Origin of the sequence: Streptomyces sp. NPDC102402 (assembly GCF_044765765.1) — a bacterium.
Taxonomy (GTDB): domain Bacteria; phylum Actinomycetota; class Actinomycetes; order Streptomycetales; family Streptomycetaceae; genus Streptomyces.
Map to the genome: position 1 here is coordinate 656971 of NZ_JBIWKR010000002.1, position 26405 is coordinate 683375.

A 26405-nucleotide genomic window follows, 5' to 3' on the forward strand; every position below is an offset into this window, starting at 1 on the left:
TTACAGGTGTATCTACGCGTATTGAAAATCTCATTCGTGATCTTCCTCGTTAAAGCCATGAAGGGCGACAAAAGCCAGGACGTTTGCCGCCAAAAGGGGTCATAGTGTGTGTGCGACGCGGGGAAACCATGGAGGAGATAAAAGAAAAGTAGAGATTCGGTAAAGCCCGGTGTCCCGACTTCCGTTTCATTGGAATTCAGAATTCCGCTGCCGGGCGAAATTTCTGCGTGCTACCTTCTCCCGGTCCCCGCCGCCCCTGGTGGGGTTAATTCTGTCCAAGTGGTGGAGTGCAGCGTGAAGCTGATCGACATTAGCCAGGGCTGGTCCGAGGGCATGCCTGCCTATGACGCACCCTGGTATCCGGAATTTCACATTCGGCGCGCCATGACGCCGGCGTCCGACCCGTCAGGGACCGGTAGGACCTTCTCCAACCTGGAGATATTCCCCCACAACGGGACACACGTGGAGGCCGGCTACCACTTCTTCGAGGACCGCGAGAAGATCGACGAGGTACCGCTCAGCACGTTCGTCGGCCGCGCGGTCATCGCGGACCTCTCCCACAAGCGCGACCTGGACCCGGTGACGGGCGAGGACCTGGAGAAGGCCGTCCGCGACGTGTGGCAGGAGGGTGACCGGCTGCTGATCCGCACCGACCACCCCGACCGGTACCTCGGACGGGACGACTACTGGGACCGGCCCCCGTACCTCACCGTCTCGGCGGCCGACTGGATGGCCGAGAACGGGACCACGCTCGTCGGCATGGACTGCATCACCGAGCGGCCCGACGACCGCAGCGGCCAGGTGCACCGGCGGCTGCTCTCGGCCGGCATCCCGATCCTGGAGAACATCCAGAACCTCGGGCTCGCCACGAACCCCGTCGTCCAGCTCATGGCCCTCCCCATCAAGGTCGCCGACGTGGAGGCCGCGCCCTCCCGCGCCGTGGTCTTCGACGGCTGGCCCTTCTGACCGCACCGTCCGCGTCGCACCACCGGTTCCGGGCCCGGCCCGGAACCGGGCGGACCCGCGAACCGTCGAACCGGGCCGGACCGGACCGGAGGAAGTTGATCTGGCGTGCTGTCACCCATCACCGCAGTCCGCGCCGGGGAGGAACGTACCTCGCGTGACACCCGAGTCCTGCGCGGTGTCACCGGCGAACCCCTGGCGACCGTGCACGAAGTCCCCCCTCTTGTGGCCCGGATGACGTTGAGGGCCATGGGGCGGGCACCCGAGGTGAGCCCCGCCGAACGCCTCCGCGTACTCGCCGAGGCCGGCAGGCTCTTCGCCGGGGCGACCCTCGGAGGCCAGACCCCACAGGAGTACTGCACCGTGCAGGCGCTCGCCTCGGGAGTGCCCGTCGCCGTCGCGCGGGGCGCCCTGGAACGCGTCGCCCGCGACTGCGGGTCGCTCGGCGAAGTGGTGCGGCGCCAGGTGCCTGCCGGCGCCGGGGACACCGCACGCTGGGTACGCCGCGGCCGGGTGCTGGCCGTCATCGCGCCCAGCAACCACCCGGGCACGCACGGAGCGTGGCTGCAGGCGCTGGCCATGGGTTACCGCGTCGCCGTGCGCCCCGGCGGACGCGACCCGTTCACACCCCTCCGCCTCGTCCGCGCCCTGCTGGCCGCCGGCCTCGACCCCGGCTGGATCAGCTTCCTCCCCGGGGGCCACGCCACCGCGGACACCCTCATCGAAGCCGCCGACCTGGCGCTCGTCTACGGCGGCGAGGACACCGTCGCCCGACTCCGCGGCAACGACCGGGTACTCGTACGGGGCCCCGGACGCAGCAAGATCCTCGTCGACACCGAAGCGACCGAGGCACTCCTCGACCACGTCGTCGCCGAGATCGCCGGAGACGGTGGGGTGCGCTGCACCAACACGACCACGGTCCTGACCACAGGCGACCACCGGGCCCTGGCCGCGAGGCTCGCCGAACGCCTTGCCGCGCTGCCCGCGCACCCCGTGACCGACCCCCGCGCGGCGCTGCCGGTCCGGCCACGGGCCGAGGCGGAGGCACTGCGCGCGGCCGCGGTCTCCGCCGCCAAGGACGCCCCCGACCTGGTCGCGGCCCACTGCCCCGACGGCCCCCTGGTGCCCGTCGGTGAGGACGCCGTCGCCATGCGACCCGCCGTGTTCCCCCTCGACAGCTGCGACCACCCGGCGATCGCGACGGAACTCCCCTTCCCCTGCGCCTGGGTGGCGCCGTGGACGGCGGCCGACGGCCTGGCCCCCCTGGACGACTCACTCGCCCTCGGCCTGCTCACCGAGGACGACGCCCTGGTCGGTGAGGCACTGGCCATGCCCGGGGTGCGCACCCTCGTCCACGGCCCGGTCGCCCGATGGTGGCAGGACCCGCACCTCCCGCACGACGGCTTCCTCGGCCAGTTCCTCAACGAGGCCCGCGGCTACGCCCGAACGTGAAGCGCCACACCCGGGTCGTGGCGGTCCACCGCCACGACCCCGGGGCCCGTCCCGTCCATTCGCTCCATGCCACGACGCACCCGAGGTACCTGACATGTCTGCTGCCTGCCCCGACCTCCCCCTCGTCGTCCTGCCCGCGAACAACTCGGTCCGCGCCGCCCTCCGGCCCGCCGAGCCCGTCGAGACCGCGCTCCGCACGGCCGTCACCGCTCTGGAGACCCTGCACCGCGGACTCCTGAACCCGCGAGGCGCGCGCACGGAAGCGCTGAGCGAGGCCCTGGAGACCGCGACCCTGGCCACCGCCCGGCTCGCCGAGCTCTCCCAGGTCGAACCGATGGACGCCACCGCACTGGTCCCGATCGTCCCCAACCACGCGTACTTCGGGGTCCGCACCACCGGCCTGGACGACGCCCGTCTCGTCTCCGAGACCACCGTCGTCATCGCCCGTACCCTTGCCGACCTGCGCATCGCCCGGCTGTCGCTGAACCAGCAGGCCGCAGAGGTCCTCGCGATGATCCAGGTCCTGCGGGGCCTCGCGCCGCAGGACGCCGAACGCGACCCGGCGTCCCCCGCGACGCCGGCCGGACCGGCACCCGTCGTGCCGGGCCAGGACGAACTGACACGCTGGGTCATCACGCACCACTTCTACTTCGTGCTCAACCTCGCGGCGGCCGAGTCCGTGACCCGGGCGCTGGCCCTGCACCGGGAGGGCGAGGCGGACGGGACGCGCGACGCGCTCCGCGAAGCGACCACCTACGTCCGCGCCTTCACCGCCGCGATGATGCACTCCGGAGACATGTCGGCCCCCTGCTACGACGCCGAGGTACGCCCCACCATGAGCCCACCCGCCGTCCCCGCGGCGCTCACCGGGCGTACCCAGCCGGAGCACAAGGCCTTCCGCAAGGCCATGCGGACCCTGGCGCGCACCTGGACGGACTCCTTCGACAAGGTCGCCGCCGACAGCCCCGACGTGGCGCTGGCCCGGGACGCGCTGCTGGAGGCAGACCTCCAGGACATCGAACAGCACGTCACCATCACCGCGGCGCTGGTCGGGGACGAGAGCTCGATCATCCAGGCCGACGCCGCCGCCGGCAGCGCCATCGCCATGCTGCGCACCATGCGGCACACGCGGGCCGAGCAGTACCGGCCGCTCATGCGCTTCGGGGACAACGTCACGCTCATCACGGACTGACCGACCCGGCCGGACGGCCGACCCCACCACGACGAATCAGATAGGTAGGAGAGATGGCACCCCGAATCGCCCTGCTGGGCGGCCGACCGAGCGTGCTGAGGTCCGCAGCGGAACTGGGCTGCGAAGTCGTCATGCTCGCCAAGCCCGGAATGTACGACCCGGAGGCCGCCGGGCGCTGGTGCGCCGAGGTGGTGCACGTGGACCTGGGCGACCCGGCGGAGGTCCTGGCGGCCGGGCGCGCGCTGCACGCCCGGCTTCCCGTCGAACGCTTCTTCTCACCCGCCGAGCTGGGCCTCGTACCCGCGGCCCGGCTCAACGAGGAGTTCGCGCTCGGGGGGAACTCCCTGCACACCGTCACACTGCTGAAGGACAAGTCGGCGATGCGCCGCCACCTCGCCGGCATCGGACTGTCCCCGGTCCGCTTCCGCGTCGTGCACGGCGCCGGCGAACTGGCGGACTTCCTCACCGAGGTGGGCGGCCCCGGCATCGTCAAGCCCCTCGACTACGGCGGCAGCAGGGACGTCCACAAGGTCGAAGGGCCGCACCAGGCCGACGAGATCTGGACGCGGGTCGAGGCCGCGGGACGAGAGCGGATGCTGGCCGAGGAGTTCCTCACCGGCCACGAGGTGAGCGTCGAGGGCTTCTCGGCGGACGGCAGGCACACCGTGGTGGCCGTCACCGACAAGCTGCTCGGCACCGGCTTCGTGGAGGTGGGGCACTCGGTTCCGGCGCGCGTCACCGACCGGACGCGGGACCGGATAGCCGAGTTGACGTCGATGCTGCTCGACGCCGTAGGCCTCGTCGAGGGACCCTCCCACACCGAGATCATGATCACCCCCGACGGGCTGAGGATCATCGAGTCCCACAACCGGGCGGGCGGCGACAACATCCCCGAACTGGTGCGCCTCGCATGCGGGGTGGACCTCGTCCGTGCCGCGGTCGCCGTCCCGCTCGGCCTCGAGCCCTGGAAGGGCGAGGCCCCCGTACCGCAACGCGGCGCGGCCATCCGCTTCCTCGCCGCCGAACCCGGCGTGGTCATCGGAGTCGATCTCCCCGCCGAGGACCTGGAGGGCGTCACCCTGGGGGTCAAGGCCGTACCCGGGACGGTGATCCGGCCGGTCACCTGGTCCGCCGACCGTGTGTGCGGCGACGTGATCGCCGTCGGACGGGACGCCGAGGAGGCCGTGGCGCGAGCGGAAGCCGCAGCCGCCCGGATCCGGATCCGGATCCGGACCAGTCCCAGCTCCTGAGCCCACGCCCCGCGCTCTCTTCGACCGGTGAGGAAACAATGAACACCGCCAGCCCACCAGCGATCGTCATCGTCGACGCCTACGCCAGCGCGCGCTGTCTCGCGCCGCTGTTCCGGGCGCGCGGCTACGACTGCGTGCACGTGCAGAGCACGCCCGACATCCCCCGGAACTACGTACGCGGCTTCCGCGCCGAGGACTTCAGCGCGAACCTCGTCCACCACGGCGACGTCTCCGAGACCCTGCGGAGCCTGAGGGCGCATCGGCCGCTCGCGATCGTCCCCGGTGTGGAGCGCGCCGTGCTCCTCGCCGACACGCTGAGCGAGCAGCTGGACCTGCCGTCGAACGGGACCGCGCTGAGCTCGGCCCGCCGGGACAAGTTCCGCATGATCGAGACCGTCAGAGCGGCGGGCGTCCCGGCGGTCGAGCAGATCCACACCGCCGACCTCGACGAGGTCCTGCGCTGGCACGAGAAGACCGGTGGCGGCAGGGTCGTACTGAAGCCGGTCAGCAGTACGGGCAGCGACGGCATCTTCTTCTGCTCCGACGCGGAGGCGGTCGAGGCGGCCTTCCGCTCCCTGCACGGCACCACGAGCGTGCTCGGCCAGGAGAACAAGGCCGTACTCGCCCAGGAGTACCTGGTGGGCGACGAGTACATCGTCAACACGGTCAGCCGCGACGGCACGCACCGGGTCTCGGACATCTGGAAGATGCACACCCTCAGCGCGAACGGCGTCGCCGAACTGGCCGCCGGCGCCGAACTCCTGCCCCGTCGCGGACCCGAACAGGACGCTCTGGTCGAGCACACCTTCCAGGTCCTCGACGCCCTCGGCATCGCGCACGGCCCCGCCCACACCGAACTCAAACTCACACCGAAGGGGCCGCGACTGGTCGAGACCGGCGCCCGGGTGTGCGGCGCCGACGTCCACGTACCCGTCACGGCGGCCCTCGGCACGAGCCAGCTCGACCTCACCGTCGACGCCTGGACCGGCCCCGAGACCTTCCTGGCCGCCGCCGGCGAGGACTACCGCATCGGCCGGCACGCCCGCATCGTCAACATGGTGGCCCCTCGGGGCGGGATGCTGCGCTCCTACCCCCGGCTGACCGAACTGCGGGAACTCGACAGCTTCCACGACGTGCTCTTCCGCACGCACCCCGGCGACGCCGTACACCCGTCCGTCGACGACTGGACCTTTCCCCTACGCGTCTACCTGCTGCACGAGATCGCGTCCACCGTCGCCCGTGACGCCCTGACCACGCGGTACCTGGACGGTGACGGCTTCTACGAACTGGACTGACGGCTGCCCGTCCGGAGCGCACGAGTCCCGGGCCCGCAGGGGGTGGAGCTGTTGCCGGCCGCAAGTGATCGACACCGAGTCCAGGCTTGCGCAGCCTCGAAGGCGCAACGCGGCTTTCCTGCCCAGGAGCGGCCGGCGTGGCGATCACCACCTGAGCCCTGCTCGAACCGACATGGCTGTGCGGGATGCCTGTCCATCGACCGCACAGCCAGGATCATCAGCCGAGCTTCGCCGCTCGACTCGTGAGGGCCGGACCACCTGTAGCCGGAGAACGTCCTGATGAGTCCGCGAAACACGGTGAGGCGGGTGCGGACGGTCAAGCGCCGACAGCGGGGGGCTTCCCGGTACCTCAAAGGAGCCCGAGATCGACCGTGACGGAGAAGGGCGCGGTGGCCTTCACCGTGCCGGTGAACACCTCGCCGTCCCTGTAAGCCCTGGTGGCGGGATCGAGAACGTAGGTGTAGACGATCGGGACCCCGGTGGCGGCCTGCTCGACCCGCCAGTAGAAGGGGATACCGGACTTGGCGTACTGGTCGACCTTCACGATCCGGTCCGTGGTCTCCGAACCCGGCGACACGACCTCGACGACCAGGAGTACGTGCTCCGGGCGTGTGGGTGTGAGGTCGATGGTCTCCGCCCGGTAGACGGTGACGTCCGGGCGGCGGTTTGTCAGGGGAACGTCCTGCAGGCGGACGTCGAAGTCGGTGTCGGCGTTCCAGTCCGGGCCCGCGGCGGCGTCCAGGGCGTTGGCCAGGATGCGGGCCTGCCGGTTGTGCCGCTTGGAAGCGCTCGGGCTCACGACGACCATCCCGTCCACGATCTCGATGCCGGCGCACTGCTCCTCGGACCAGGAGTCGTACTGCTCCGCACTGATCTGCGTATGCATCCAGGCGGGCGCCACCATTTCGGCGGTCACGGTGTACCTCCTTCGAGGAGCCTCAGCAGGTCCGGCGCTGCTGCGCTCAGCCTACTGTTCCGAGGTGTCGGGGCGCCCGGTACGGACGAGCGCCGAGAGAGGTCCGGCATCGACCCCGAGGGGGAGGAGCCGTCCGGCACGTGATGGCTCACCAGTGCAATTCGGCCGAGCGGGGCGGGCTCGTGAGGGTTTCGCCGGTCCTGCCAGGTGCTGTGAGAGGCTGGGCCGCATGAATCGGCTGGCCGGTGTGACCTCGCCTTATCTGCTTCAGCATGCTGAGAACCCCGTCGACTGGTGGCCCTGGGGACCGGACGCCTTCGAGGAAGCACGACGGCGCGGTGTGCCCGTTCTGCTGTCGGTCGGCTACGCGAGCTGCCACTGGTGCCATGTCATGGCCCACGAGTCGTTCGAGGACGCCGCGGTCGCCGACTACCTCAACGCGCACTTCGTGCCGGTGAAGGTGGACCGCGAGGAGCGGCCCGACGTCGACGCCGTGTACATGGAGGCGGTGCAGGCCGCGACCGGCCAGGGCGGCTGGCCCATGACCGTCTTCCTGACCCCGGAGGCCGAACCCTTCTACTTCGGTACGTACTTCCCGCCCGAGCCCCGCCACGGCATGCCCTCCTTCCAGCAGGTCCTCGAAGGGGTCGTGGCCGCCTGGTCGGACCGGCGGGACGAGGTCGCCGAGGTGGCCGGGCGCATCGTCCGGGATCTCGCCGGGCGCTCGCTGACCGCCGCGGAGGGGGCTCTTCCCGGTGAACCGGAACTGGCCCAGGCGCTGCTCCGGCTCACCCGGGACTACGACGAGAAGCACGGCGGCTTCGGGGGCGCGCCCAAGTTCGCGCCGTCCATGGTGATCGAGTTCCTGCTGCGCCACCACGCCCGCACGGGCGCCGAGGGCGCCCTGCAGATGGCCGCCGACAGCTGCGCCGCCATGGCGAAGGGCGGGATCTACGACCAGCTCGGCGGCGGCTTCGCCCGCTACGCGGTGGACCGCGAGTGGGTCGTGCCGCACTTCGAGAAGATGCTCTACGACAACGCCCTGCTCTGCCGGGTCTACGCCCACCTGTGGCGGGCCACCGGTTCCGGCCTGGCCCGCCGGGTGGCGCTGGAGACGGCCGACTTCATGGTGCGCGAGCTGCGGACCGCCGAGGGCGGTTTCGCCTCCGCGCTGGACGCCGACAGCGCGGACCCGCAGGGCAGGCACGTCGAGGGCGCGTTCTACGTGTGGACGCCCGCCCAGCTGCGCGAGGTGCTGGGCGAGGAGGACGCCGCGTTCGCCGCCGAGTACTTCGGGGTGACCGAGGAGGGCACCTTCGAGGAGGGCTCCTCCGTCCTGCGGCTCGTGGGAGCGGGCGAGGCGGACGATCCGGCGCGGGTCGCCGACGTACGGGCCCGGCTGCTGGCGGCGCGTGATCTGCGGGTGCGTCCCGAGCGTGACGACAAGATCGTCGCCGCGTGGAACGGCCTGGCCATCGCCGCCCTCGCCGAGACCGGGGCCTACTTCGACCGTCCGGACCTCGTCGAGCGGGCCACCGAGGCCGCCGACCTGCTGGTCCGGGTGCACATGGGCGACGTCGCCCGGCTCTGCCGCACGTCGAGGGACGGTCGCGCGGGCGACAACTCCGGGGTCCTGGAGGACTACGGCGACGTGGCCGAGGGCTTCCTCGCGCTCGCCTCCGTCACAGGGGAGGGCACCTGGCTGGAGTTCGCGGGCTTCCTGCTGGACATCGTCCTGGAGCACTTCTCCGGCGAGGGCGGACAGCTCTTCGACACCGCCGACGATGCCGAGCGGCTGATCCGGCGTCCTCAGGACCCCACCGACAGCGCCACCCCGGCGGGCTGGACCGCCGCGGCGGGCGCGCTGCTCTCCTACGCCGCGCACACCGGCTCGGAGCCGCACCGGACGGCGGCCGAGGGCGCCCTCGGGATCGTCGGGGCGCTCGGCCCGAAGGCACCCCGGTTCATCGGCTGGGGGCTGGCGGTCGCCGAAGCGCTGCTGGACGGGCCGCGTGAGGTCGCGGTGGCCGGTCCGGTCGCCGGGGAGCTGCACCGGACGGCGCTGCTGGGCCGGGCGCCCGGCGCTGTCGTCGCGGTGGGTGAGGGGCCGGACGCGGGCACCGAGTTCCCGCTGCTGGTGGACCGGCCGCTCGTGGGCGGGGAGCCGACCGCGTACGTCTGCCGGCACTTCGTGTGTGACGCGCCCACGACGGACGCGGGGGACCTGACCGCGAAGCTCGGCGGCTGACGCGGGTACGGCGAAGGGCCCGGCCGCGGCCGGGCCCTTCGCCGTACCCGGGAGTGCTCACTGCTGGTAGGCGACCAGGGAGATCCCGACGTAGTGCACGATGAACGCCGCGAGCGTCAGCGAGTGGAACACCTCGTGGAAGCCGAAGAGGCGGGGTGAGGGGTTCGGGCGCTTGAGGCCGTAGATGACGCCGCCCGCGCTGTAGAGCAGGCCGCCCACGACGACCAGGACCAGCACCGCGATGCCGCCGGCGCGCATGAAGTCCGGCAGGAAGAACACGGCGGCCCAGCCCATGGCGATGTAGCACGGGGTGTAGAGCCAGCGCGGGGCACCGACCCAGAACACGCGGAACGCGATACCGGCCGCCGCGGCCCCCCAGACCGCCCACATGAGCGGCCGGCTCGTGGACTCGGGCAGCAGGAGGAGCGTCAGCGGGGTGTAGGTGCCCGCGATGATCAGGAAGATGTTCGCGTGGTCCAGCCGGCGCAGCACCGCCTCGCCGCGCGGGCCCCACGTACCGCGGTGGTAGACCGCGCTCACGCCGAAGAGCAGACAGGCGCTGAGGATGTACACGGCGCAGGCGACCCGCGCGCGCGTGCTGTCGGCGAGGGCGATCAGGGTGATGCCCGCGATGACCACGGCGGGGAACATTCCGGCGTGCAGCCAGCCGCGCATCCGTGGTTTGACCGGGACGGGGTCGGTGAGCTCGACGGGTCCGGACGCGGAGGCGGCAGAGTTCATATCCGCATGCTACCTACGCCTCCGTAGGTGACCGTCCCGAGTGGCGATGCTCACGTGTGCGGCCCCCTGGACATATGGGCGCGATGGTCGGATGATCAAATGAGTGCGGTCGGCACCGGATGAGCGCCTGGGGATTTCGAAGGGGTCAGCATCCGGGTCGCAGCCCCCACGGGGCCGGACAACACACCCTCACCACAAGGAGCGATCGTGGCGCGAGACATCGCGGCTCCCCTCACTGTTCCCACTCGGCACCAGGAGCTGGCCTCCTGGGTGGACGAGATCGCCGCCCTCACCCAGCCGGACCGCGTGGTCTGGTGCGACGGTTCCGAGGCCGAGTACGAGCGCCTGTGCGAGGAGCTCGTCGACAAGGGCACCTTCACGAAACTCGACCCGGTCAAGCGCCCCAACTCGTACTACGCGGCCTCCGACCCGAGCGATGTCGCACGCGTCGAGACCCGGACCTTCATCTGCTCCGAGAAGGAGGAGGACGCCGGCCCGACGAACCACTGGAAGGACCCCGCCGAGATGCGGGAGATCTTCGTGGGGGAGGAGGGCGTCTTCCGCGGCTCCATGCGCGGCCGGACGATGTACGTCGTCCCGTTCTGCATGGGCCCCGTCGGCTCGCCGCTCTCCGCGATCGGCGTGGAGATCACCGACTCCGCGTACGTCGCCGTGTCCATGCGGACGATGACGCGCATGGGCCGGGAGGTCCTGGACGAGCTCGGCACCGACGGCTTCTTCGTCAAGGCCGTCCACACCCTCGGGGCGCCCCTGGCCGAGGGCGAGGCCGACGTCCCGTGGCCCTGCAACTCCACGAAGTACATCTCGCACTTCCCCGAGGACCGCGAGATCTGGTCCTACGGCTCCGGGTACGGCGGCAACGCCCTGCTCGGCAAGAAGTGCTACGCGCTGCGCATCGCCTCGGTCATGGCCCGCGACGAGGGCTGGCTCGCCGAGCACATGCTGATCCTCAAGCTCACTCCGCCGCGCGGGGAGGCGACGTACGTCGCCGCCGCGTTCCCGAGCGCCTGCGGCAAGACCAACCTCGCCATGCTGGAGCCCACGATCTCCGGCTGGACCGTCGAGACCATCGGTGACGACATCGCCTGGATGCGGTTCGGCGAGGACGGCCGGCTGTACGCCATCAACCCGGAGGCCGGCTTCTTCGGTGTCGCGCCCGGCACCGGCGAGCACACCAACGCCAACGCGATGAAGACGATGTGGGGCAACTCCGTCTTCACCAACGTCGCGCTCACCGACGACGGCGACGTGTGGTGGGAGGGGATGACCGAGGAGGCCCCCGCGCACCTCACGGACTGGAAGGGCAACGACTGGACGCCCGCGTCCGGCACGCCCGCCGCCCACCCCAACGCCCGCTTCACCGTGCCGGCCGGGCAGTGTCCGATCATCGCGCCCGAGTGGGAGGACCCGAAGGGCGTGCCGATCTCGGCCATCCTCTTCGGCGGCCGCCGCGCCTCCGCGGTCCCGCTGGTCACCGAGTCCTTCACCTGGCAGCACGGCGTGTTCCTCGGGGCCAACGTCGCCTCCGAGAAGACCGCCGCCGCCGAGGGCAAGGTCGGCGAACTGCGCCGGGACCCGTTCGCCATGCTGCCGTTCTGCGGCTACAACATGGGCGACTACATGAAGCACTGGGTCGAGGTCGGCGCCGACAAGGCGGACCAGTCCAAGCTCCCGAAGATCTACTACGTGAACTGGTTCCGCAAGAACGACGCGGGCGAGTTCGTCTGGCCCGGCTTCGGTGAGAACAGCCGCGTCCTGAAGTGGATCGTCGAGCGGCTGGAGGGCAGGGCCGAGGGCGTCGAGACCCCGATCGGCATCCTGCCGGCCAGGGGATCGATCGACGCCGAGGGGCTGGACCTCTCCGAGTCGGACCTGGACTTCCTGCTCACCGTGGACAAGGAGGTGTGGCGCGAGGAGGCCGCGCTGATCCCCGAGCACCTCAACACCTTCGGCGACCACACGCCGAAGGAGCTGTGGGACGAGTACCACGCGCTGGTCCGGCGCCTGGGCTGATCCCTCCACGATCCCCGCGGCCGGGTCTTTCGGTATCCGCCCTGACCTGTGGGGTCGACGGCCCGCCGCGGCACGGCACCCGGAGCCCCCTCATGGTTCCGGGTGCCGCTTCTCTCCAGGAGACCGTCTCGGCCGGAGCGCGGCCCCGATTCGGCCGGAACGTCCATAGATCGCCGACAACTTGCGCACATTACCTTCACATCTGTTGCATGATGCCCACAGGGCGCCCGGGGGAGACGGCGGGCGCCGACAAACTTGTGGGGGGCAACAGTTGAAGAGGTCAGGGAAGACAGCACGCGGCGCCGCGACATTCGTGGCACTCGCGCTCTCCGGGGCGGGGCTCACCGTGCTCACGGCGCCGACGGCCCACGCGGCGGACGACGACGTGGCCAAGGTGCCCATCACGTCGTTCTCCTCGATGGTCGTGGACTCCGAGCACGAGCGGGTCTACATCAGTGACGACACCCGGAGCCTGAGCAACAAGTCGTCGGTCCTCGTCTACGACTTCCAGGGGCAGCGGGTCGGCACCCTCACGAGCACCTCCGGTGCCGTGGGCGGCATGGCGCTCTCCGCGGACAGCACCCGGCTGTTCGTCTCCGAGATGGGGCGGATCGCCGCGTACGACACCACGACCCACACGAAGTCGGTCCACACGACCACGAGCTACTACGGCGAGTGCGGACGCCAGGTGGCCTGGTCGGGCGGCAAGGTGTGGCACACGGAGACGCCGACCGCGAGCCAGTGCGACCAGTACCGGAGCTACCTCTACGGCAGCTCCCTCGGCTCGCCCCGTGCGACGGGCTGGGAGGGCACCGGCAAGCTCTACTTCGCGACGGCTCCCCAGGTACCCGGCACGCTGATCATGGGCCAGACCCTGAGCACGGCCGGGACCGACCCCTACCTCACCGCGTTCGACAGCAGCGGCGACACGCTCGTCCGGGGACCGCAGCGCCGCTTCGCGGACAGCGAGGGGAAGGGGGGACTCGACCTCAGGGACCTGGCGCTGTCCCCGGACGGCGACCGGGTCGCCGTCGCCGACGCGGCGTACGGCACCCGGCTGCTCGACGCGGCGGGGCTGTCCGACGCCCCCACGCCCTACCAGCCGCTGCCCGAGGGGGCGAAGGCCTCCGCCGTCGCGTTCAGCGGTGACGGCGAGTACATCGCCCGGGGCGCCACCGCCACCGGCTCCGTCCCCGACCTGCTGATCCAGAAGGCCGACCCGGAGGAGGGCACTTCGGCGTCCGAGTTCGCCTTCGAGGGGGACCTCGACGGCGCCCGGGTCGCACCGCGCGGCCTGGGCTGGTCGAAGGACGGTTCGCGGCTCTTCGCCCTGACCACCAACTCGACGGGTACGGGCTACTGGCTGCACGTGATCCAGCCCCCCGCCGCCCAGCACGACTCCCGCTTCACGGGTGCCCTGTCCACCTCCCCGGGCTCCCCGGTCGTCGGTGAACCGCTCGGCATCCGGGGCCGGCTCGAACTCGACGGGGCCGCCCCCGCGGAGCCGGTCAGGGTGTCGGCGGTACGCCGTGACGCCGGCGGCGACCGCAAGCTGGCGGCCGTGGAGGTCGACCCGGACGGCACGTTCACCGTCCTCGACGTCCCCGCGCTGGTCGGCGAGGCCACGTACACCCTGTCCTTCCTCGGGGACGTGACCCATCGTCCCGCCGAGGACGTCACCCTCCGGGTCTCGGTGGCCAAGGCGCCGACGGCCATCGCTCTCACGGCCCCGGCGGAGGCGGTGAAGGACCAGGGCCTGGAGATCACCGGCACCCTGACCGGTCAGGGCCGGGCGCTTCCCCAGGGCATCACGCTGTCCGTGCGGCGGGCGGACAGGAAGGGCACCGGCGCGCTCACGTCGGCGGCGGTCGCGGCCGACGGGACCTTCAGGATCAACGACCGGGCGTCCGTCAGGGGCGAGGTCGTCTACACCGTCGCCTACGCGGGTGACGACCTGCACGGCGCCTCGGAGGCGTCGGCCACGGTGCGCGTCCGCCCCGCTCCGTAACCGGCCGGGCGGGATCCAGGTGTGTGGCACCCGGTCCACGGGTCTTCGCGACCCGTGGACCGGGGCCGTCAGGGGGCGCCGACCAGAGCGGCCGGCGCGGGGGCGGACAGGGCCGCGGTGTGCGCGTCCATGGCCTGGGCCGCGAGGATCGCCGCGGCCGTGTCGGCGCGGGAGGCGGCCACCACGAGGGCCCGGCCCGCGAGGGCGTGGGCGCGGCGGTGCAGAGCGCCCGGGGACGCCTCGCTCCGCCCGGCGTGCCGGGCGGGCGGTGCGGAGCGCAGGCGGGCCACCTGCTCGGCGATGCGGTCGCCCATGGCGACGAGGCCCAGTTCGTCGGTGACGGCGAGGAGGGCCGCGAGATGGCCGGCGAGCTGGATGTCCAGCTCGTCCTCGCGGCTGCGGTGCGGGAAATCGGCGTCGTCGGCCGATGTGTGGACCGACTTGGTGCGGATCGGCTCGTACATGGATGGCCTCCTGCTGGTGCTGAAAGCCCATCCTATCTTGGATACAGTCTAAAGTTGTGCCGGATCCGGAAGATTCCGGTCGCTCAGGGCTGGCTGTAGCCGTCCAGGAAGTTCCCGATGCGGGTCACCGCGTCGGTCAGGTCCTTCACCGAGGGCAGTGTGACCACGCGGAAGTGATCGGGTTCCGGCCAGTTGAAGCCCGTACCCTGCACCACCATGATCTTCTCGGCCCGCAGCAGGTCGAGGACCATCTGCCGGTCGTCCTTGATCTTGAAGACCTTGGGGTCGAGCCTCGGGAAGAGGTACAGCGCCCCCTTCGGCTTCACGCACGTCACCCCGGGGATCCGGGTCAGCAGGTCGTACGCGGTGTCCCGCTGCTCCAGGATCCGGCCGCCCGGCAGCACCAGTTCGTTGATCGACTGCCGCCCGCCGAGGGCGGTGGCCACCGCGTGCTGTGCGGGCATGTTCGCGCACAGCCGCATGTTCGCCAGGATCGTCAGACCCTCGATGTACGAGGAGGCGTGCGCCTTCGGGCCGCAGACGGCCATCCAGCCGGAGCGGTAGCCGGCGATCCGGTAGTTCTTGGAGAGCCCGTTGAAGGTCAGCACCATCAGGTCCGGGGCGATGGCGGCGGTCGGGGTGTGCGTCGCGCCGTCGTACAGGATCCGGTCGTAGATCTCGTCGGAGCAGACGACCAGGTTGTGGCGGCGGGCGATCTCCGTCAGCCCGCGCAGCATCTCGTCGTCGTACACCGCGCCCGTCGGGTTGTTCGGATTGATGATCACCATCGCCTTGGTGCGGTCGGTGATCTTCCGCTCGATGTCGGCGAGGTCGGGCATCCAGTCGGCCTGCTCGTCGCACCGGTAGTGCACGGCCGTCCCGCCGGCCAGGGAGACCGACGCCGTCCACAGCGGATAGTCCGGAGCGGGGACCAGCACCTCGTCGCCGTCGTCGAGCAGCGCCTGCATCGACATCTGGATCAGCTCGGACACACCGTTGCCCAGGTAGACGTCCTCGACGTCGAGGTCGATCCCCTTGGTCTGGTAGTGCTGCATCACCGCGCGGCGGGCGGAGAGCAGGCCCTTCGCGTCGCCGTAGCCGTGGGCACCCGACAGGTTGCGCAGGATGTCCTCGAGGATCTCCGGCGGGCACTCGAACCCGAACGCCGCCGGGTTGCCCGTGTTGAGCTTGAGGATGCGATGACCTGCGGCCTCGAGCCGCATCGCTTCCTCGAGCACGGGGCCGCGGATTTCGTAACAGACGCCGGAGAGCTTCGTGGACTGGATGACCTGCATGTCTGCGAGCTTACGACCGTGTTTCGCGCGGTGCGCCCCGTTCGCGCACCGGTTGCTTCCTCCGGGGGCGCGGGACGGCGCTCCCGGACTTCCATCGGCATGCCGCCCCGGCCGCGCACCGTGGGAACGGCCGGTCGGGGCGGCGCCGCGGCTTGGAATGCGGGCGTGGGGCACGGGCCGGGTGAGATGCGCCACCCGGGGGCGCGCACCCGGCCCCGCACTCCTGTGCGAGGGGGTGCGCGAACGCTCAGCCGGGCAGGGCGGTCCCCTCGGGAAGGCGTACGCCGAAGTCCTCGGCCAGCACCCGCAGAACCTCGGCGGAGTCGCTCAGCTCCCGCTCCTCGACCGCGCCGTCGTCGGCCGTCACGACCAGGGTGCGGCCGGACAGGGCCAGGTGCCGGCCCGGGAGGGTGCGCTGGGCGTACACCGCCTGCCGGAACGGTGAGCGCGGGTTCGTGGCGATGTGCCAGTTGATGACCTCGTAGTCGGGGGCCTCGAACGGCTCCAGGGTGAACTCGTACTGCGGCTCCCAGTAGCCGCCCTTGTCCGTCTGGAGCTCCCACATCTCGAGCGGCCCGTCGTGCGGTGCGTGCACGAGCCGGTGGCGGCGGGGGGTGTCGAGCAGTTCGGCGTCCACCACGAGCGGGATCGGCTCCAGCAGCGCCCCGTGCGAGCCGAAGCCGACGTCGGCGACCCAGGGGATGGGCTCACCCTCCACGTCCACCCGCATCAGCATGTGCGTACGCGGCCGGACGTCGCCGGGCGCCGCGCCCAGCACCACCCGCGCGGTCAGCAGCGTCACCCGGAAGCCGAGCTGGGCCAGGGCGGCGGCGAGGAGGGTGTTGTGCTCGTAGCAGTACCCGCCGCGCCCGTCACGGACGAGCTTCCTCTCCAGGTCCGGGAGCGCCAGGGACGGGGCGCCGTCGAGGAGGGGCTCAAGATTCTCGAACGGGATGCCCAGCATGTGGGCGCGGTGCACGGATCGCAGCACCTCCACGGTGGGGCCGGGCTCCCCGGACCAGCCGATGCGGGCGAAGTAGGCGTCGAGGTCGAGTGTCATGCCCCGACACTACGCAGACACCTCAGAGGTTTCTCAAATCCCCTGACGGTGCGGGAGATACGGGAACACGGCCCGCTTCCGTGCCGCGCCGTGTGCAGGGGCCCGGCTCCGCTCCGTCCACCCGGCGGCTTGATTCCGCCCCTTGTTGGAGATCCCTTCGGTGCGCAAACATGCGCATGTCAAAAACCGGAAGAACTCCGGTCACAGGCACATCTGGAGGGGACCCCCACATGAACAAGCCTCTCGTCGGCGCGCTTCTTTCCGTCCTGTTCCTCGGAGCGGGAGTCGCACCCGCGGCGGCGTCCACGGCCACGAGCCCGGACACGGCCGGAGTCCGCGCCAAGGCGGTCACCTTCGCCGGTACGGTCGCGCTCAGCAACTGCTCCGGCTCGGTCGTCCGGACACCCTCGTCGCGGCCCGCCGACCCCGCGCTCGTCCTGTCGAACGGCCACTGCCTGGAGGCCGGCTTCCCGGATCCGGGGGAGGTCGTGCTCAACAAGTCGTCGACCCGCAGCTTCACCCTGCTGAACGCCTCCGGCAGCGGTGTCGGCACCCTGCGCGCGTCCAAGATCGCGTACGGCACGATGACGGACACCGACGTCTCGCTCTACCAGCTCACCCGCACCTACGCCCAGATCGAGAGCTCCTACGGCATCAAGGCCCTGGAACTCGACGCGGCCCGCCCCACGCAGGGCACCGCCGTCACGGTCGCCTCGGGGTACTGGAAGCGCACCTACAGCTGCGCCGTCGACGGATTCGCCTATCGCCTCAAGGAAGGCGCCTGGACCTGGAAGGACTCCGTCCGGTACACCCCGGCCTGCCAGACCATCGGCGGCACGTCCGGGTCCCCGGTGATCGACGACGCGACGGGCAAGGTCGTCGCCGTCAACAACACCGGGAACGAGGACGGGCAGCGGTGCACGGACAACAACCCGTGCGAGGTGGCCGAGGACGGCACCGTGACCGTCCGCCAGGGCATCAACTACGCCCAGCAGACCTACGGCATCGTGCCGTGCATCGGCACCGGCAGCCAGATCGACCTGAACCGCGCGGGCTGCACGCTGCCCAAGCCGTAGGGACGCCGCTCAGGCGGCCCGGCGACCCGCGCCCCGCACCGCCCGCCCCGCCAGGGCGGGGGTGCGCCTGCCGTCCTCGATGACGAAGCGGCCGTCGATCAGGACGTGCGGGATGCCCACCGGGAGGGTGCGCGGCTCCTCGAAGGTCGACCCGGCCGCCACGGTGGCCGGGTCGAAGAGGACCAGGTCGGCGCGGTAGCCCTCGCGGACGTATCCGCGGTCGGGCAGCCGCAGGCGGGCGGCCGGGCGGGAGGTGAGGTGGGCGACGCACTCCTCCAGCGAGAGGATGCCCAGCTCCCTCGCGTACCGGCCGAGGTACTGGGGGAACGTGCCGTAGGCGCGCGGGTGCGGCTTGTCGCCCTGGAGGATGCCGTCGCTGCCGCCCGTGTGCACCCGGTGGCGCATGATCTGCCGGACGTTCTCCTCGTGGCCGACGTGCTGGAGGATCGTCGTGCCGAGCCGGTCCTCGACGAGCAGCCGGCGGGCCGTCACCCAGGGCTCCTCGCCGTGCAGCCTGGCGGACTCCGCCACCGTGCGGCCGACGTAGGAGGCGAGGGCGGGGGAGCCGACGCCGGAGATCTCGATCCTGTCCCACTCGATCGGGACGCCGTGGCAGCCGTCGGAGCCGACGACCTCCACGACGTGCCGCATCCGCTCGGACGTCTCCTCGTCGGCGAGCCGGGTCATGACCGAATCGGGGCCGCCCTCGTTCGCCCAGCTGGGCAGCATCGCGACCAGCGTCGTGCAGCCGGGGGTGTACGGATAGGTGTCGAGGGAGATGTCCGCGCCCTTCGCGAGGGCGTCGTCCAGGAGGGACAGGAGCTCGGGCGCCTTCCCCTTGTTCACGCCGAAGTTCATGGTGGCGTGGGCGAGGTGGAGGGCGCAGCCCGCGTCACGGGTGAGCTGCACCATCTCTTCGTACGCGGCGAGGGCCCCCGCGCCGTACGAGCGGTGGTGCGGGCAGTAGTAGCCGCCGTGGTCGGCCACCACCCGGCAGAGCTCGGTGAGTTCGGCGTCCTTGGCGTACATCCCGGGGGTGTACGTCAGGCCCGAGGACATGCCGACCGCGCCCTCGGCCATCCCCTGGGCGACGAGCTCCCTCATGCGGTCCAGCTCGGCGTCCGTGGCGGGGCGGTCGTCCCAGCCGACCGCGAGCATCCGTACCGTGCCCTGGGGGATGAGGTAGGCGGCGTTGACGGCGATGCCCTGACCGCCGAAGTTGCGGTCGAGACGGTCCAGGTAGCCGCCGACCGTGCGCCAGTCGAAGTCGATGTCGCTGCCGTCCCCGTTCCAGCCGGCGATGGAGCTGCGGACCTCGGCGAGGGTGCGGTCGTCGGCCGGGGCGTACGACAGCCCGTCCTGGCCGAGGACCTCCAGGGTGACGCCCTGGGCGGCCTTCGCGCTGTGGTCGGGGTCGCGCAGCAGGGCGAGGTCGCTGTGCGCGTGCATGTCGATGAAGCCCGGCGAGAGCGCGAGGCCGTCGGCGTCCAGAGTGCGGGCGGCGCTGGGGCGGGGGCCCTCGCCCTCCCCGCGGATCTCCGTGATCCGGCCGTCCGTGATGCCTACGTCGGCCCGGTAGGAGGGGGTGCCGGTGCCGTCGACGACGCGGGCGTCGCGGATGACCAGGTCCATGGGATTGCCGCCTTTCGGGGTGGGGTCGGGACGGGGTGCGTCGATCAGAAGAAGGTGCGGATGTAGTCGGTGACGGTGCCGTCCGCCTCGACCAGCGGGATCAGCTGCCACTTGTCGAAGGAGGTGCAGGGATGCGACAGCCCCATCCCGACCCAGTCGCCGACCTCCAGCTCCGCCCCCGCCTCCGTGCGCACCCAGCCGTGCTGGTCGGACAGCCCGCTGACGGTGATTCCGGTGGCGGGGCGCACCGAACCGTCCCGTCCGGAGCGGACGACCTGCGCCTCGGGGAGGTCCAGATCGTAGGCGGCGTCACGCTTGCCCGCGTTGACGAAGGCCTGCTCGGGGGTGGGGCGGGAGACGACCTGCGCCCAGAGGCGGAAGGCGGGCCGCAGCGCGCCCTCCTCCGGGATCCGGTTGAAGGGGGTGAGGTGGCGGTAATGGCCGTCGTCGTGGCTGACGTAGGCACCCGAGCGCAGGAGCTTGAGCACGGGCCGGCTCAGCGCGGGGATCTCCGCGAAGACGTCGGCCACCGCGTCGAACCAGGCGCTCCCTCCCGCGCTGACCAGGATCTCCTCGCCGTCGGCCAGGGCGGAGAAACGGCCGGCCGCGTCGAAGTCCGCCGCCAGCGCGACGAGTCGGCGCAGCCACTCCCGCACGCGCTCCGGGGAGGCTTCCGGCACCTCGCCCTCGTATCCGGCGACGCCCACCAGACGCAGGGTGGGGGCGGCGGCCACCGCGTCGGCGACCGCCGCGCAGTCGGCGTCCGTACGGGCACCGGTGCGGGCGCCCTGGCCGGCCCCCAGCTCCACCACGACGTCGACGGGGCGCACCGCGCCGGCCGCGCGCAGGGCCTCGTCCATCAGCTCGACGCCGCGCACCGAGTCCACGTAGCAGGCGAAGGTGAAGTCCGGGTCGGCGTCCAGCTCGCCGGCCAGCCAGCGCAGCGCCACCGCGTCGACGAGTTCGTTGGCCAGGAAGATCCGCCGGATGCCGTGGGCGCGGTAGACGCGGGCCTGGTGGGGGACGGCGGCGGTGATGCCCCAGGCGCCGTACTCCAGCTGGCGCGCGAAGAGCTGCGGGGACATCGACGTCTTGCCGTGCGGCGCGAAGGCGAGGCCGTGACGTTCGGCATACGTCTCGAGGAGCGCGAGGTTGGCCTCGACGGACTCGGCGGAGAGGGCGAGCACCGGTGTGGTGAAGCCTCCCGTGAAGAGGTTCCGGCGCTCGGCCGCCAGTGCGCCCACGGTCAGCCCTTCCGCGTCGGGCGGCAGTGCCTTGAAGCGGTGGTCGACCCGCTCGGCGGCGAGGGCCGTCAGGGACTGCTCGGGGGACTGCTGGGCGGCCAAGGGATCCTCCTCGGGAACGTGATCGTTGCATTGTCTGCAACGGCCATTGCGCATATCGCTTAACGCTGTCTAACATCCTCGCCGATGCCGGGTCAATGGTGAGCACCGGCGCCCAAGGCCGACCAAGAGGAGCCCAGAGTGCCCGGATCCGCAGCCAGGACAGCCACCGCGGACGTCGTCTGCCTCGGCGAGTCCATGGTGACGTTCCTGCCCTCGCAGCCGGGCCGCCTCGCCGACGTGCCCTCCTTCGTCCGGGGCATCGGCGGCGCCGAGTCCAACGTGGCCTGCGCGCTCGCCGCCGACGGCCACCGGGCGAAATGGGTCGGCCGGGTCGGCGCCGACGGCTTCGGCGACCACCTCGTCGACACCATCGCGGGATACGGGGTCGACACCTCCGCCGTACGCCGCGACCCCCGCCGCCCCACCGGGATCTACTTCCGGACGGCGACGGACCGGGCCACCGACACCCACGAGGTCGCCTACTACCGGGCCGGCTCCGCGGCCTCCGCGATGTCCCCGCACAACGTCCCGTACGAGGACCTCCTCCCCGCCCGCGTCCTGCACCTGTCCGGCATCACCGCCGCGCTCTCCGCCGACTGCCTGGCACTCCTCCACGACCTCACCGCCCCCCGCGACGGCCGCCCGCTGATCTCCTTCGACGTCAACCACCGCCCCGGCCTCTGGCGCGACGGCGGGGAGGGCCCGGAGGTCCTGCTCGCTCTCGCACGCCGCTGCGACCTCGTCTTCGTCGGGGACGACGAGGCGGAGGAGGCGTGGGGGCTCCACGGCGCCGAAGCCGTACGCGCCGCCCTGCCCGAACCGGACGTCCTGGTCGTCAAGCGGGGCGCCGACGGCGTCACCGTCTTCTCGCGCACGGCGAGCGGCGAACCGGACACGGTCACGACCGTCCCCTCCCTCCGCGTCGACGTCGTCGCCGCCGTCGGCGCCGGTGACGCCTTCGCCGCCGGCTTCCTCTCCGCGACCCTGCGCGGCCTGCCCGTACGCGACCGGGCCCGGCACGGCCACCTCATGGCGGCCGCGGTCCTCACCGTCCCCGGCGACCTCACCGGCCCCCCGCCCCGCGCCTACGCCGACCGGCTCGCCGCCCTGGATGACACCGCCTGGGGCACACTTCGTCTCGGCCCCGGCTGGACAGCCGCCGGCGGGGCGAACGAGGAGGTACGAGTCACATGAGCCAGACCGTCGACCGCGCGCTGAGCATCCTGCCGCTGCTCGCCCAGGGCCCCGCCGACCTCGGCCAGGTCGCCGACCGGCTCGGCGTCCACAAGTCCACGGCGCTGCGCCTGCTCCGTACGCTCCACGAGCACGGCCTGGTCTACCGCCAGGAGGACCAGCGCTACCGCCTCGGCGCCCGGCTCTTCGCCCTCGCGCAGGAAGCCGTCGAGAACCTCGACGTACGCGAGATCGCCCACAGCCACCTCGTCGCGCTCAACGAGCAGTGCGGGCACACCGTCCACCTCGCGGTGTACGAGGAGAACGAGGTCCTCTACATCGACAAGGTCGAGAGCCGCTACCCCGTGCGGATGTACTCACGGATCGGCAAGCCCGTCGCGATCACCGTCGCCGCGGTCGCCAAGCTGCTCCTCGCCGACCTCACCGAGCCCGAACGGCGCGCCATCGCCGAACGGCTCGACTACCCCATGTACACGTCCCGTTCGCTCCCGAACGCCGGCGCCTTCCTCAAGGAGCTCGCCGTCGTCCGCGAACAGGGATGGGCCACCGACCTCGGTGGCCACGAGGAGTCCATCAACTGCGTCGGCGCCCCCATCCGGGGCGCGGACGGGCGCGTCGTCGCCGCCATGTCGGTCTCCGCGCCGAACGTGGTCGTCACGGCGGAGGAACTCCTCACCCTGCTCCCGCTGGTGCGCCGCACCGCGGACACCATCAGCCGGGAGTACTCCGGCACCACCCCCACCAAGAAAGCCTGAACCGCCATGACCGAGAAGACCGCCCTCACCCCCAGCACCCACACCGCGCCGCCCGCGAAGTTCTCGCACGGCGTGAAGAAGGGGAACATCCTCCAGGTCGCCGGCCAGGTCGGCTTCCTCCCCGCGGTCGAGGGCCAGGCACCCACCCCGGCCGGCCCCACCCTGCGCGAGCAGACCCTCCAGACCTTCGCCAACGTCAAGGCGATCCTGGAGGAGGGCGGCGCGAGCTGGGACGACGTGATGATGATGCGCGTCTACCTCACGGACGTGGACCACTTCGCCGAGATGAACGCGATCTACAACGAGTACTTCGAGGAGCAGGGCCTCAAGGCTCCCGCCTCCGCGCGTACGACGGTGTACGTCGGCCTGCCCAAGGGGCTGCTCATCGAGATCGACGCCCTCGCGGTCCTCGGCTGATCCCCTGAGCCGCTCGCTCCACCGCTGAACCCCGCACCACGGCACGGTGCCCCGCCCCCCGAACGCACCGGGGCGCCGTGCCGCGCTCCCCCCTGCCCCGAAGGACCCTGTCACCAACGGAGTTGACCGCTCATGCTGCTCGCCGCCGCCCCCACACCCGAGGCGCCACCCCACACCGGTGGACTGCTCCTCCTGATCGGCGGAACGCCCGGTCTGCTGACCGTCGCCGCCCTCGGGATCGCGCTCCTGCTCTTCCTGATCATCAAGGTCAGGCTTCAGCCGTTCGTCGCGCTGCTCGCCGTGTCCATAGCCGTCGGCCTGGGTGCCGGTCTCTCCGTCACCGAACTCTTCGGCACGGTGCAGAAGTCCGCCGCCGTGTCCGTCATCGAATCCGGCATGGGCGGCATCCTCGGGCACGTCGCGATCATCATCGGCCTGGGCACGATGCTCGGCGCGATCCTGGAGGTGTCCGGCGGGGCGGAGGTCCTGAGCACCCGCCTGCTGAACCTCTTCGGTGAGAAGCGCGCCCCGCTCGCCATGGGCCTCACCGGCCTGATCTTCGGCATCCCCGTCTTCTTCGACGTCGGCATCTTCGTCCTCGCGCCGATCGTCTACGCGGCCGCCAAGCGCTCCGGCAAGTCGATCATCCTGTACGCGATGCCGCTGCTGGCCGGCCTCTCCATGACCCACGCGTTCCTGCCGCCGCACCCCGGGCCGGTCGCCGCCGCGGGCCTCTTCAACGTCTCCCTCGGCTGGGTCATCCTGATGGGCGCCGTCGTCGGCATCCCGTCCGTCCTCGCCGCCTGGGGCTACGCCGCCTGGATCGGCAAGCGCGTCTTCGTCGAGGTCCCGCAGGACATGGTCGAGGCCGCCGAGGAGTCCAAGGCCGCGGTCGTCGCCGAACAGCGCGCCGCCGGTGTCACCCCGCACGAGCAGCCGGTCTCCCTCGGCACCGTCCTGGCGATCATCGGCACCCCGCTGATCCTCATCCTCGCCGCGACGTTCTCCTCCATCGCGCTGGACCCCTCCACCCTGCGCTCCGTCATCGAGTTCTTCGGCAACCCGTTCGTGGCGCTGACGATCGCCCTGTTCCTCGCCTACTACCTGCTGGGCATCCGGCGCGGCTGGTCCCGCAAGTCCCTCGAATCGGTCTCCACGGCCTCGCTGAAGCCGGTCGGCAACATCCTGCTGGTCGTCGGTGCGGGCGGCATCTTCGGAGCCGTGCTGAAGGGAAGCGGAATCGCCGACGCGCTCGCCGACACCTTCAACGACGTCGGTCTGCCGGTCATCCTGCTCGCCTGGCTGATCTCCGTCGTCCTGCGTGTCGCCCAGGGCTCGGCGACGGTCGCGATCGTCACCACCGCCGGCATCGTCGTCCCGCTCGTCGAGGGCCAGAACATGTCGCAGCCGCACCTCGCGCTGATCATCATGGCGATCTCGGCAGGCTCCATCTTCGCCTCGCACGTCAACGACGGCGGGTTCTGGATGGTCTCGAAGTACTTCGGCATCTCCGAGCGCGACACCCTGAAGACGTGGACGGTCCTGGAGACGGTCCTCTCCGTCGCGGGCTTCGTGGTCGCGGCCGCTCTCAGCCTGGTGATCTAGGGCGTGTTTCGAAAGTCCCGCCTGCCTGGCGGGCGGACGGCGCTACTTTCGAAACACGCCCCAGGCCCCTCCGTCCCGGGGACGGTGCGCGGCTAGCCGATCTGCCAGAGGATCAAGGCGACGAAGGCCAGGACCACCAGCGACACCACGACGGACGCCCCCAGTCCGCCCCTGACCGGGGCGGGCGGGGGCGTCCGCGGTACCGGCGGCCGGGGAGTCGCGTGCGGTGGGGTGCTCGGTGGCGGCGGTGTGCGGGGCGCCCGGGCCTCCGCCAGCCGGACCGGCTCCGGCCGGGCCCGCGCGTCCTCGGGCGGGTAGACCCGTGTCGGAGGGGGAGGCGGCACCAGGTCCGTGGGCCCCTCGACGTCCGCACCGCCGGAACCGGAACCGCTGCCGGTGCCGACGCCGACCCCACGCGCCAGGTCACGCCCCTGACGCTCGTACGCGCCGATCAGGTCCGTCCAGCGCGGCGGCAGCCAGCGGCGGCCCCCCTGCGACACGGGCAGGCCGGCCAGCGACTGCCGGAAGCGGGCCAGCATCTCGGCCGGGACGGGCCGCTGCGCGGGATCGGCCGCCAGGCAGGGGCGGATCAGCGCGGTCAGCTCCTTGGGCAGGCCGGTGAGGTCGAGCTCGCCCCGTTGCACCTGGGCCAGCAGGGCCAGGGTGTTGCTGCCGTCCCGGTACGGAGGTCTGCCGAGCGCCAGGTGGAAGAGGGTCGCCCCGAGCGAGTACACGTCCGACGCCTCGGTCGACATCTCTCCCCGCGCCTGTTCCGGCGAGGTGAAGGCGATCGTGCCCAGGGTGAGACTCGTGCGGGTGAGGTCGTTCGCGTGCGAGATGCCGAAGTCGATCACCCGGGGGCCCGGGAGCGGCAGCAGGATGTTGTCCGGCTTGAGGTCCCGGTGGATGATGCCCTCGCCGTGCAGCGTGACCAGCGCCTCCGCCGTGCCCGCCGCGAGCCACTGCACCGCCGACGCGGGCAGCACCCCGGCCGTGCGGACCAGCTCCGACAACGACGGTGCGGCGATGTAGTCGATCGCCATCCACGGCCGGTCCGCGCGCGGGTCGGCGTCCCGCACCCGCGCCGTGAACACGCTGTCGATGCGCTGGGCCAGTCCCACCTCGCGGGTGAACCGCCGTCGTTCGACCTCGCTGACGACGCCCTCGGCGAGCAGCGTCTTCACCGCGACCAGCTGTCCGCCGACGCTCCTGGCGAGGTAGATCCTCCCCATGCCGCCGGACGCGAGCCTCCCGAGCAGTTCGTATCTGCCGAGCGTCGCCGGATCCCCGCTCCCCAGCGGGTCGACGTGCGCGCCTGTCATGCCACTTCCCCCGTCCAGCCCCCTGAAGCCATGCGCGCCAAGGGTCCCACGGGGAGTGGGGGAGTGCACCACCATCCCCTGTCACGGAACATCCACAGCTGTCCGCGACCCGGGTGGGCATGACGGTGGTACGACGCGCC

The 26405-nt window shown here is 71.5% G+C and carries 21 protein-coding genes; 13 read left to right on the forward strand and 8 right to left on the reverse strand.

What is annotated here, in order from left to right:
- The first annotated feature begins 294 nt into the window (after window positions 1–294).
- From ACIRJR_RS07895 to ACIRJR_RS07915, 5 genes are all read left to right on the forward strand, one after another.
- On the forward strand, window positions 295–966 hold the full coding sequence (locus ACIRJR_RS07895; RefSeq protein ID WP_403775435.1) for a cyclase family protein: 672 nt from the start codon (window positions 295–297) through the stop codon (window positions 964–966).
- A gap of 105 nt (window positions 967–1071) precedes the next feature.
- The gene (locus ACIRJR_RS07900; protein WP_403775438.1) at window positions 1072–2415 is read left to right on the forward strand and encodes an aldehyde dehydrogenase family protein; all 1344 of its coding nucleotides are present in this window, start codon (window positions 1072–1074) and stop codon (window positions 2413–2415) included.
- A 94-nt stretch (window positions 2416–2509) separates the two neighbouring features.
- Window positions 2510–3607: a hypothetical protein gene (locus ACIRJR_RS07905; RefSeq protein WP_403775441.1), complete on the forward strand. Its 1098-nt coding sequence runs from the start codon at window positions 2510–2512 to the stop codon at window positions 3605–3607.
- Window positions 3608–3660: 53 nt separating this feature from the next.
- Entirely contained in the window at window positions 3661–4857 is a 1197-nt protein-coding gene (locus ACIRJR_RS07910; protein ID WP_403775444.1) for an ATP-grasp domain-containing protein, read from the forward strand.
- Between the two features lie 38 nt (window positions 4858–4895).
- Entirely contained in the window at window positions 4896–6152 is a 1257-nt protein-coding gene (locus tag ACIRJR_RS07915; RefSeq protein WP_403775447.1) for an ATP-grasp domain-containing protein, read from the forward strand.
- Between the two features lie 349 nt (window positions 6153–6501).
- On the opposite strand, the gene ACIRJR_RS07920 is transcribed toward ACIRJR_RS07915, so the two are convergent.
- Window positions 6502–7068 carry a Uma2 family endonuclease gene (locus ACIRJR_RS07920; protein WP_403775450.1) on the reverse strand — a complete coding sequence of 189 codons (567 nt, stop codon included), beginning with the start codon at window positions 7066–7068 and terminating at the stop codon, window positions 6502–6504.
- Window positions 7069–7297: 229 nt separating this feature from the next.
- Between ACIRJR_RS07920 and ACIRJR_RS07925 the strand changes: the two genes are divergently transcribed.
- Complete coding sequence (locus tag ACIRJR_RS07925; protein ID WP_403775453.1) at window positions 7298–9316, forward strand: thioredoxin domain-containing protein; 2019 nt, start codon at window positions 7298–7300, stop codon at window positions 9314–9316.
- Window positions 9317–9373: 57 nt separating this feature from the next.
- On the opposite strand, the gene ACIRJR_RS07930 is transcribed toward ACIRJR_RS07925, so the two are convergent.
- Window positions 9374–10057 carry a hemolysin III family protein gene (locus ACIRJR_RS07930; RefSeq protein WP_403775456.1) on the reverse strand — a complete coding sequence of 228 codons (684 nt, stop codon included), beginning with the start codon at window positions 10055–10057 and terminating at the stop codon, window positions 9374–9376.
- Window positions 10058–10264: 207 nt separating this feature from the next.
- Here ACIRJR_RS07930 and ACIRJR_RS07935 point away from each other — a divergent pair, with 207 nt between their 5' ends.
- Both ACIRJR_RS07935 and ACIRJR_RS07940 read left to right on the forward strand, forming a co-directional pair.
- Window positions 10265–12091, forward strand: coding sequence for a phosphoenolpyruvate carboxykinase (GTP) (locus ACIRJR_RS07935; RefSeq protein WP_403775459.1), 1827 nt, complete (start codon window positions 10265–10267; stop codon window positions 12089–12091).
- A 271-nt stretch (window positions 12092–12362) separates the two neighbouring features.
- On the forward strand, window positions 12363–14099 hold the full coding sequence (locus tag ACIRJR_RS07940; RefSeq protein WP_403775462.1) for an Ig-like domain repeat protein: 1737 nt from the start codon (window positions 12363–12365) through the stop codon (window positions 14097–14099).
- Window positions 14100–14167: 68 nt separating this feature from the next.
- Here the strand turns inward: ACIRJR_RS07940 and ACIRJR_RS07945 are convergent, their stop codons facing one another.
- From ACIRJR_RS07945 to ACIRJR_RS07955, 3 genes are all read right to left on the reverse strand, one after another.
- A complete protein-coding gene (locus ACIRJR_RS07945; protein WP_403775465.1) occupies window positions 14168–14563 on the reverse strand; it encodes a hypothetical protein in 396 nt (131 codons plus the stop codon).
- A gap of 83 nt (window positions 14564–14646) precedes the next feature.
- Window positions 14647–15858 carry a pyridoxal phosphate-dependent aminotransferase gene (locus ACIRJR_RS07950; RefSeq protein WP_403775468.1) on the reverse strand — a complete coding sequence of 404 codons (1212 nt, stop codon included), beginning with the start codon at window positions 15856–15858 and terminating at the stop codon, window positions 14647–14649.
- Window positions 15859–16105: 247 nt separating this feature from the next.
- Complete coding sequence (locus tag ACIRJR_RS07955) at window positions 16106–16918, reverse strand: arylamine N-acetyltransferase (RefSeq protein ID WP_403775471.1); 813 nt, start codon at window positions 16916–16918, stop codon at window positions 16106–16108.
- A gap of 230 nt (window positions 16919–17148) precedes the next feature.
- Here ACIRJR_RS07955 and ACIRJR_RS07960 point away from each other — a divergent pair, with 230 nt between their 5' ends.
- Entirely contained in the window at window positions 17149–17994 is an 846-nt protein-coding gene (locus ACIRJR_RS07960; RefSeq protein ID WP_403775474.1) for a serine protease, read from the forward strand.
- A 9-nt stretch (window positions 17995–18003) separates the two neighbouring features.
- Here the strand turns inward: ACIRJR_RS07960 and ACIRJR_RS07965 are convergent, their stop codons facing one another.
- Window positions 18004–19626 (reverse strand): amidohydrolase family protein, encoded by a 1623-nt coding sequence (locus ACIRJR_RS07965; protein ID WP_403775477.1) that lies wholly within the window; start codon window positions 19624–19626, stop codon window positions 18004–18006.
- Window positions 19627–19670: 44 nt separating this feature from the next.
- Window positions 19671–20972 (reverse strand): alanine racemase, encoded by a 1302-nt coding sequence (locus ACIRJR_RS07970; protein ID WP_403775480.1) that lies wholly within the window; start codon window positions 20970–20972, stop codon window positions 19671–19673.
- 138 nt (window positions 20973–21110) lie between these two features.
- Here ACIRJR_RS07970 and ACIRJR_RS07975 point away from each other — a divergent pair, with 138 nt between their 5' ends.
- The 4 genes from ACIRJR_RS07975 (at window position 21111) to ACIRJR_RS07990 (ending at window position 24943) form a co-directional block, all read left to right on the forward strand.
- Entirely contained in the window at window positions 21111–22166 is a 1056-nt protein-coding gene (locus ACIRJR_RS07975; RefSeq protein ID WP_403775483.1) for a sugar kinase, read from the forward strand.
- Entirely contained in the window at window positions 22163–22921 is a 759-nt protein-coding gene (locus ACIRJR_RS07980; protein ID WP_403775486.1) for an IclR family transcriptional regulator, read from the forward strand. Before ACIRJR_RS07975 ends, ACIRJR_RS07980 begins: the two co-directional genes overlap by 4 nt.
- A 6-nt stretch (window positions 22922–22927) precedes the next feature.
- The gene (locus tag ACIRJR_RS07985; RefSeq protein ID WP_033297919.1) at window positions 22928–23338 is read left to right on the forward strand and encodes a RidA family protein; all 411 of its coding nucleotides are present in this window, start codon (window positions 22928–22930) and stop codon (window positions 23336–23338) included.
- 132 nt (window positions 23339–23470) lie between these two features.
- Complete coding sequence (locus ACIRJR_RS07990; protein WP_403775490.1) at window positions 23471–24943, forward strand: GntP family permease; 1473 nt, start codon at window positions 23471–23473, stop codon at window positions 24941–24943.
- A gap of 92 nt (window positions 24944–25035) precedes the next feature.
- On the opposite strand, the gene ACIRJR_RS07995 is transcribed toward ACIRJR_RS07990, so the two are convergent.
- Window positions 25036–26265, reverse strand: coding sequence for a serine/threonine-protein kinase (locus ACIRJR_RS07995; RefSeq protein WP_403775493.1), 1230 nt, complete (start codon window positions 26263–26265; stop codon window positions 25036–25038).
- Window positions 26266–26405: the final 140 nt, after the last annotated feature.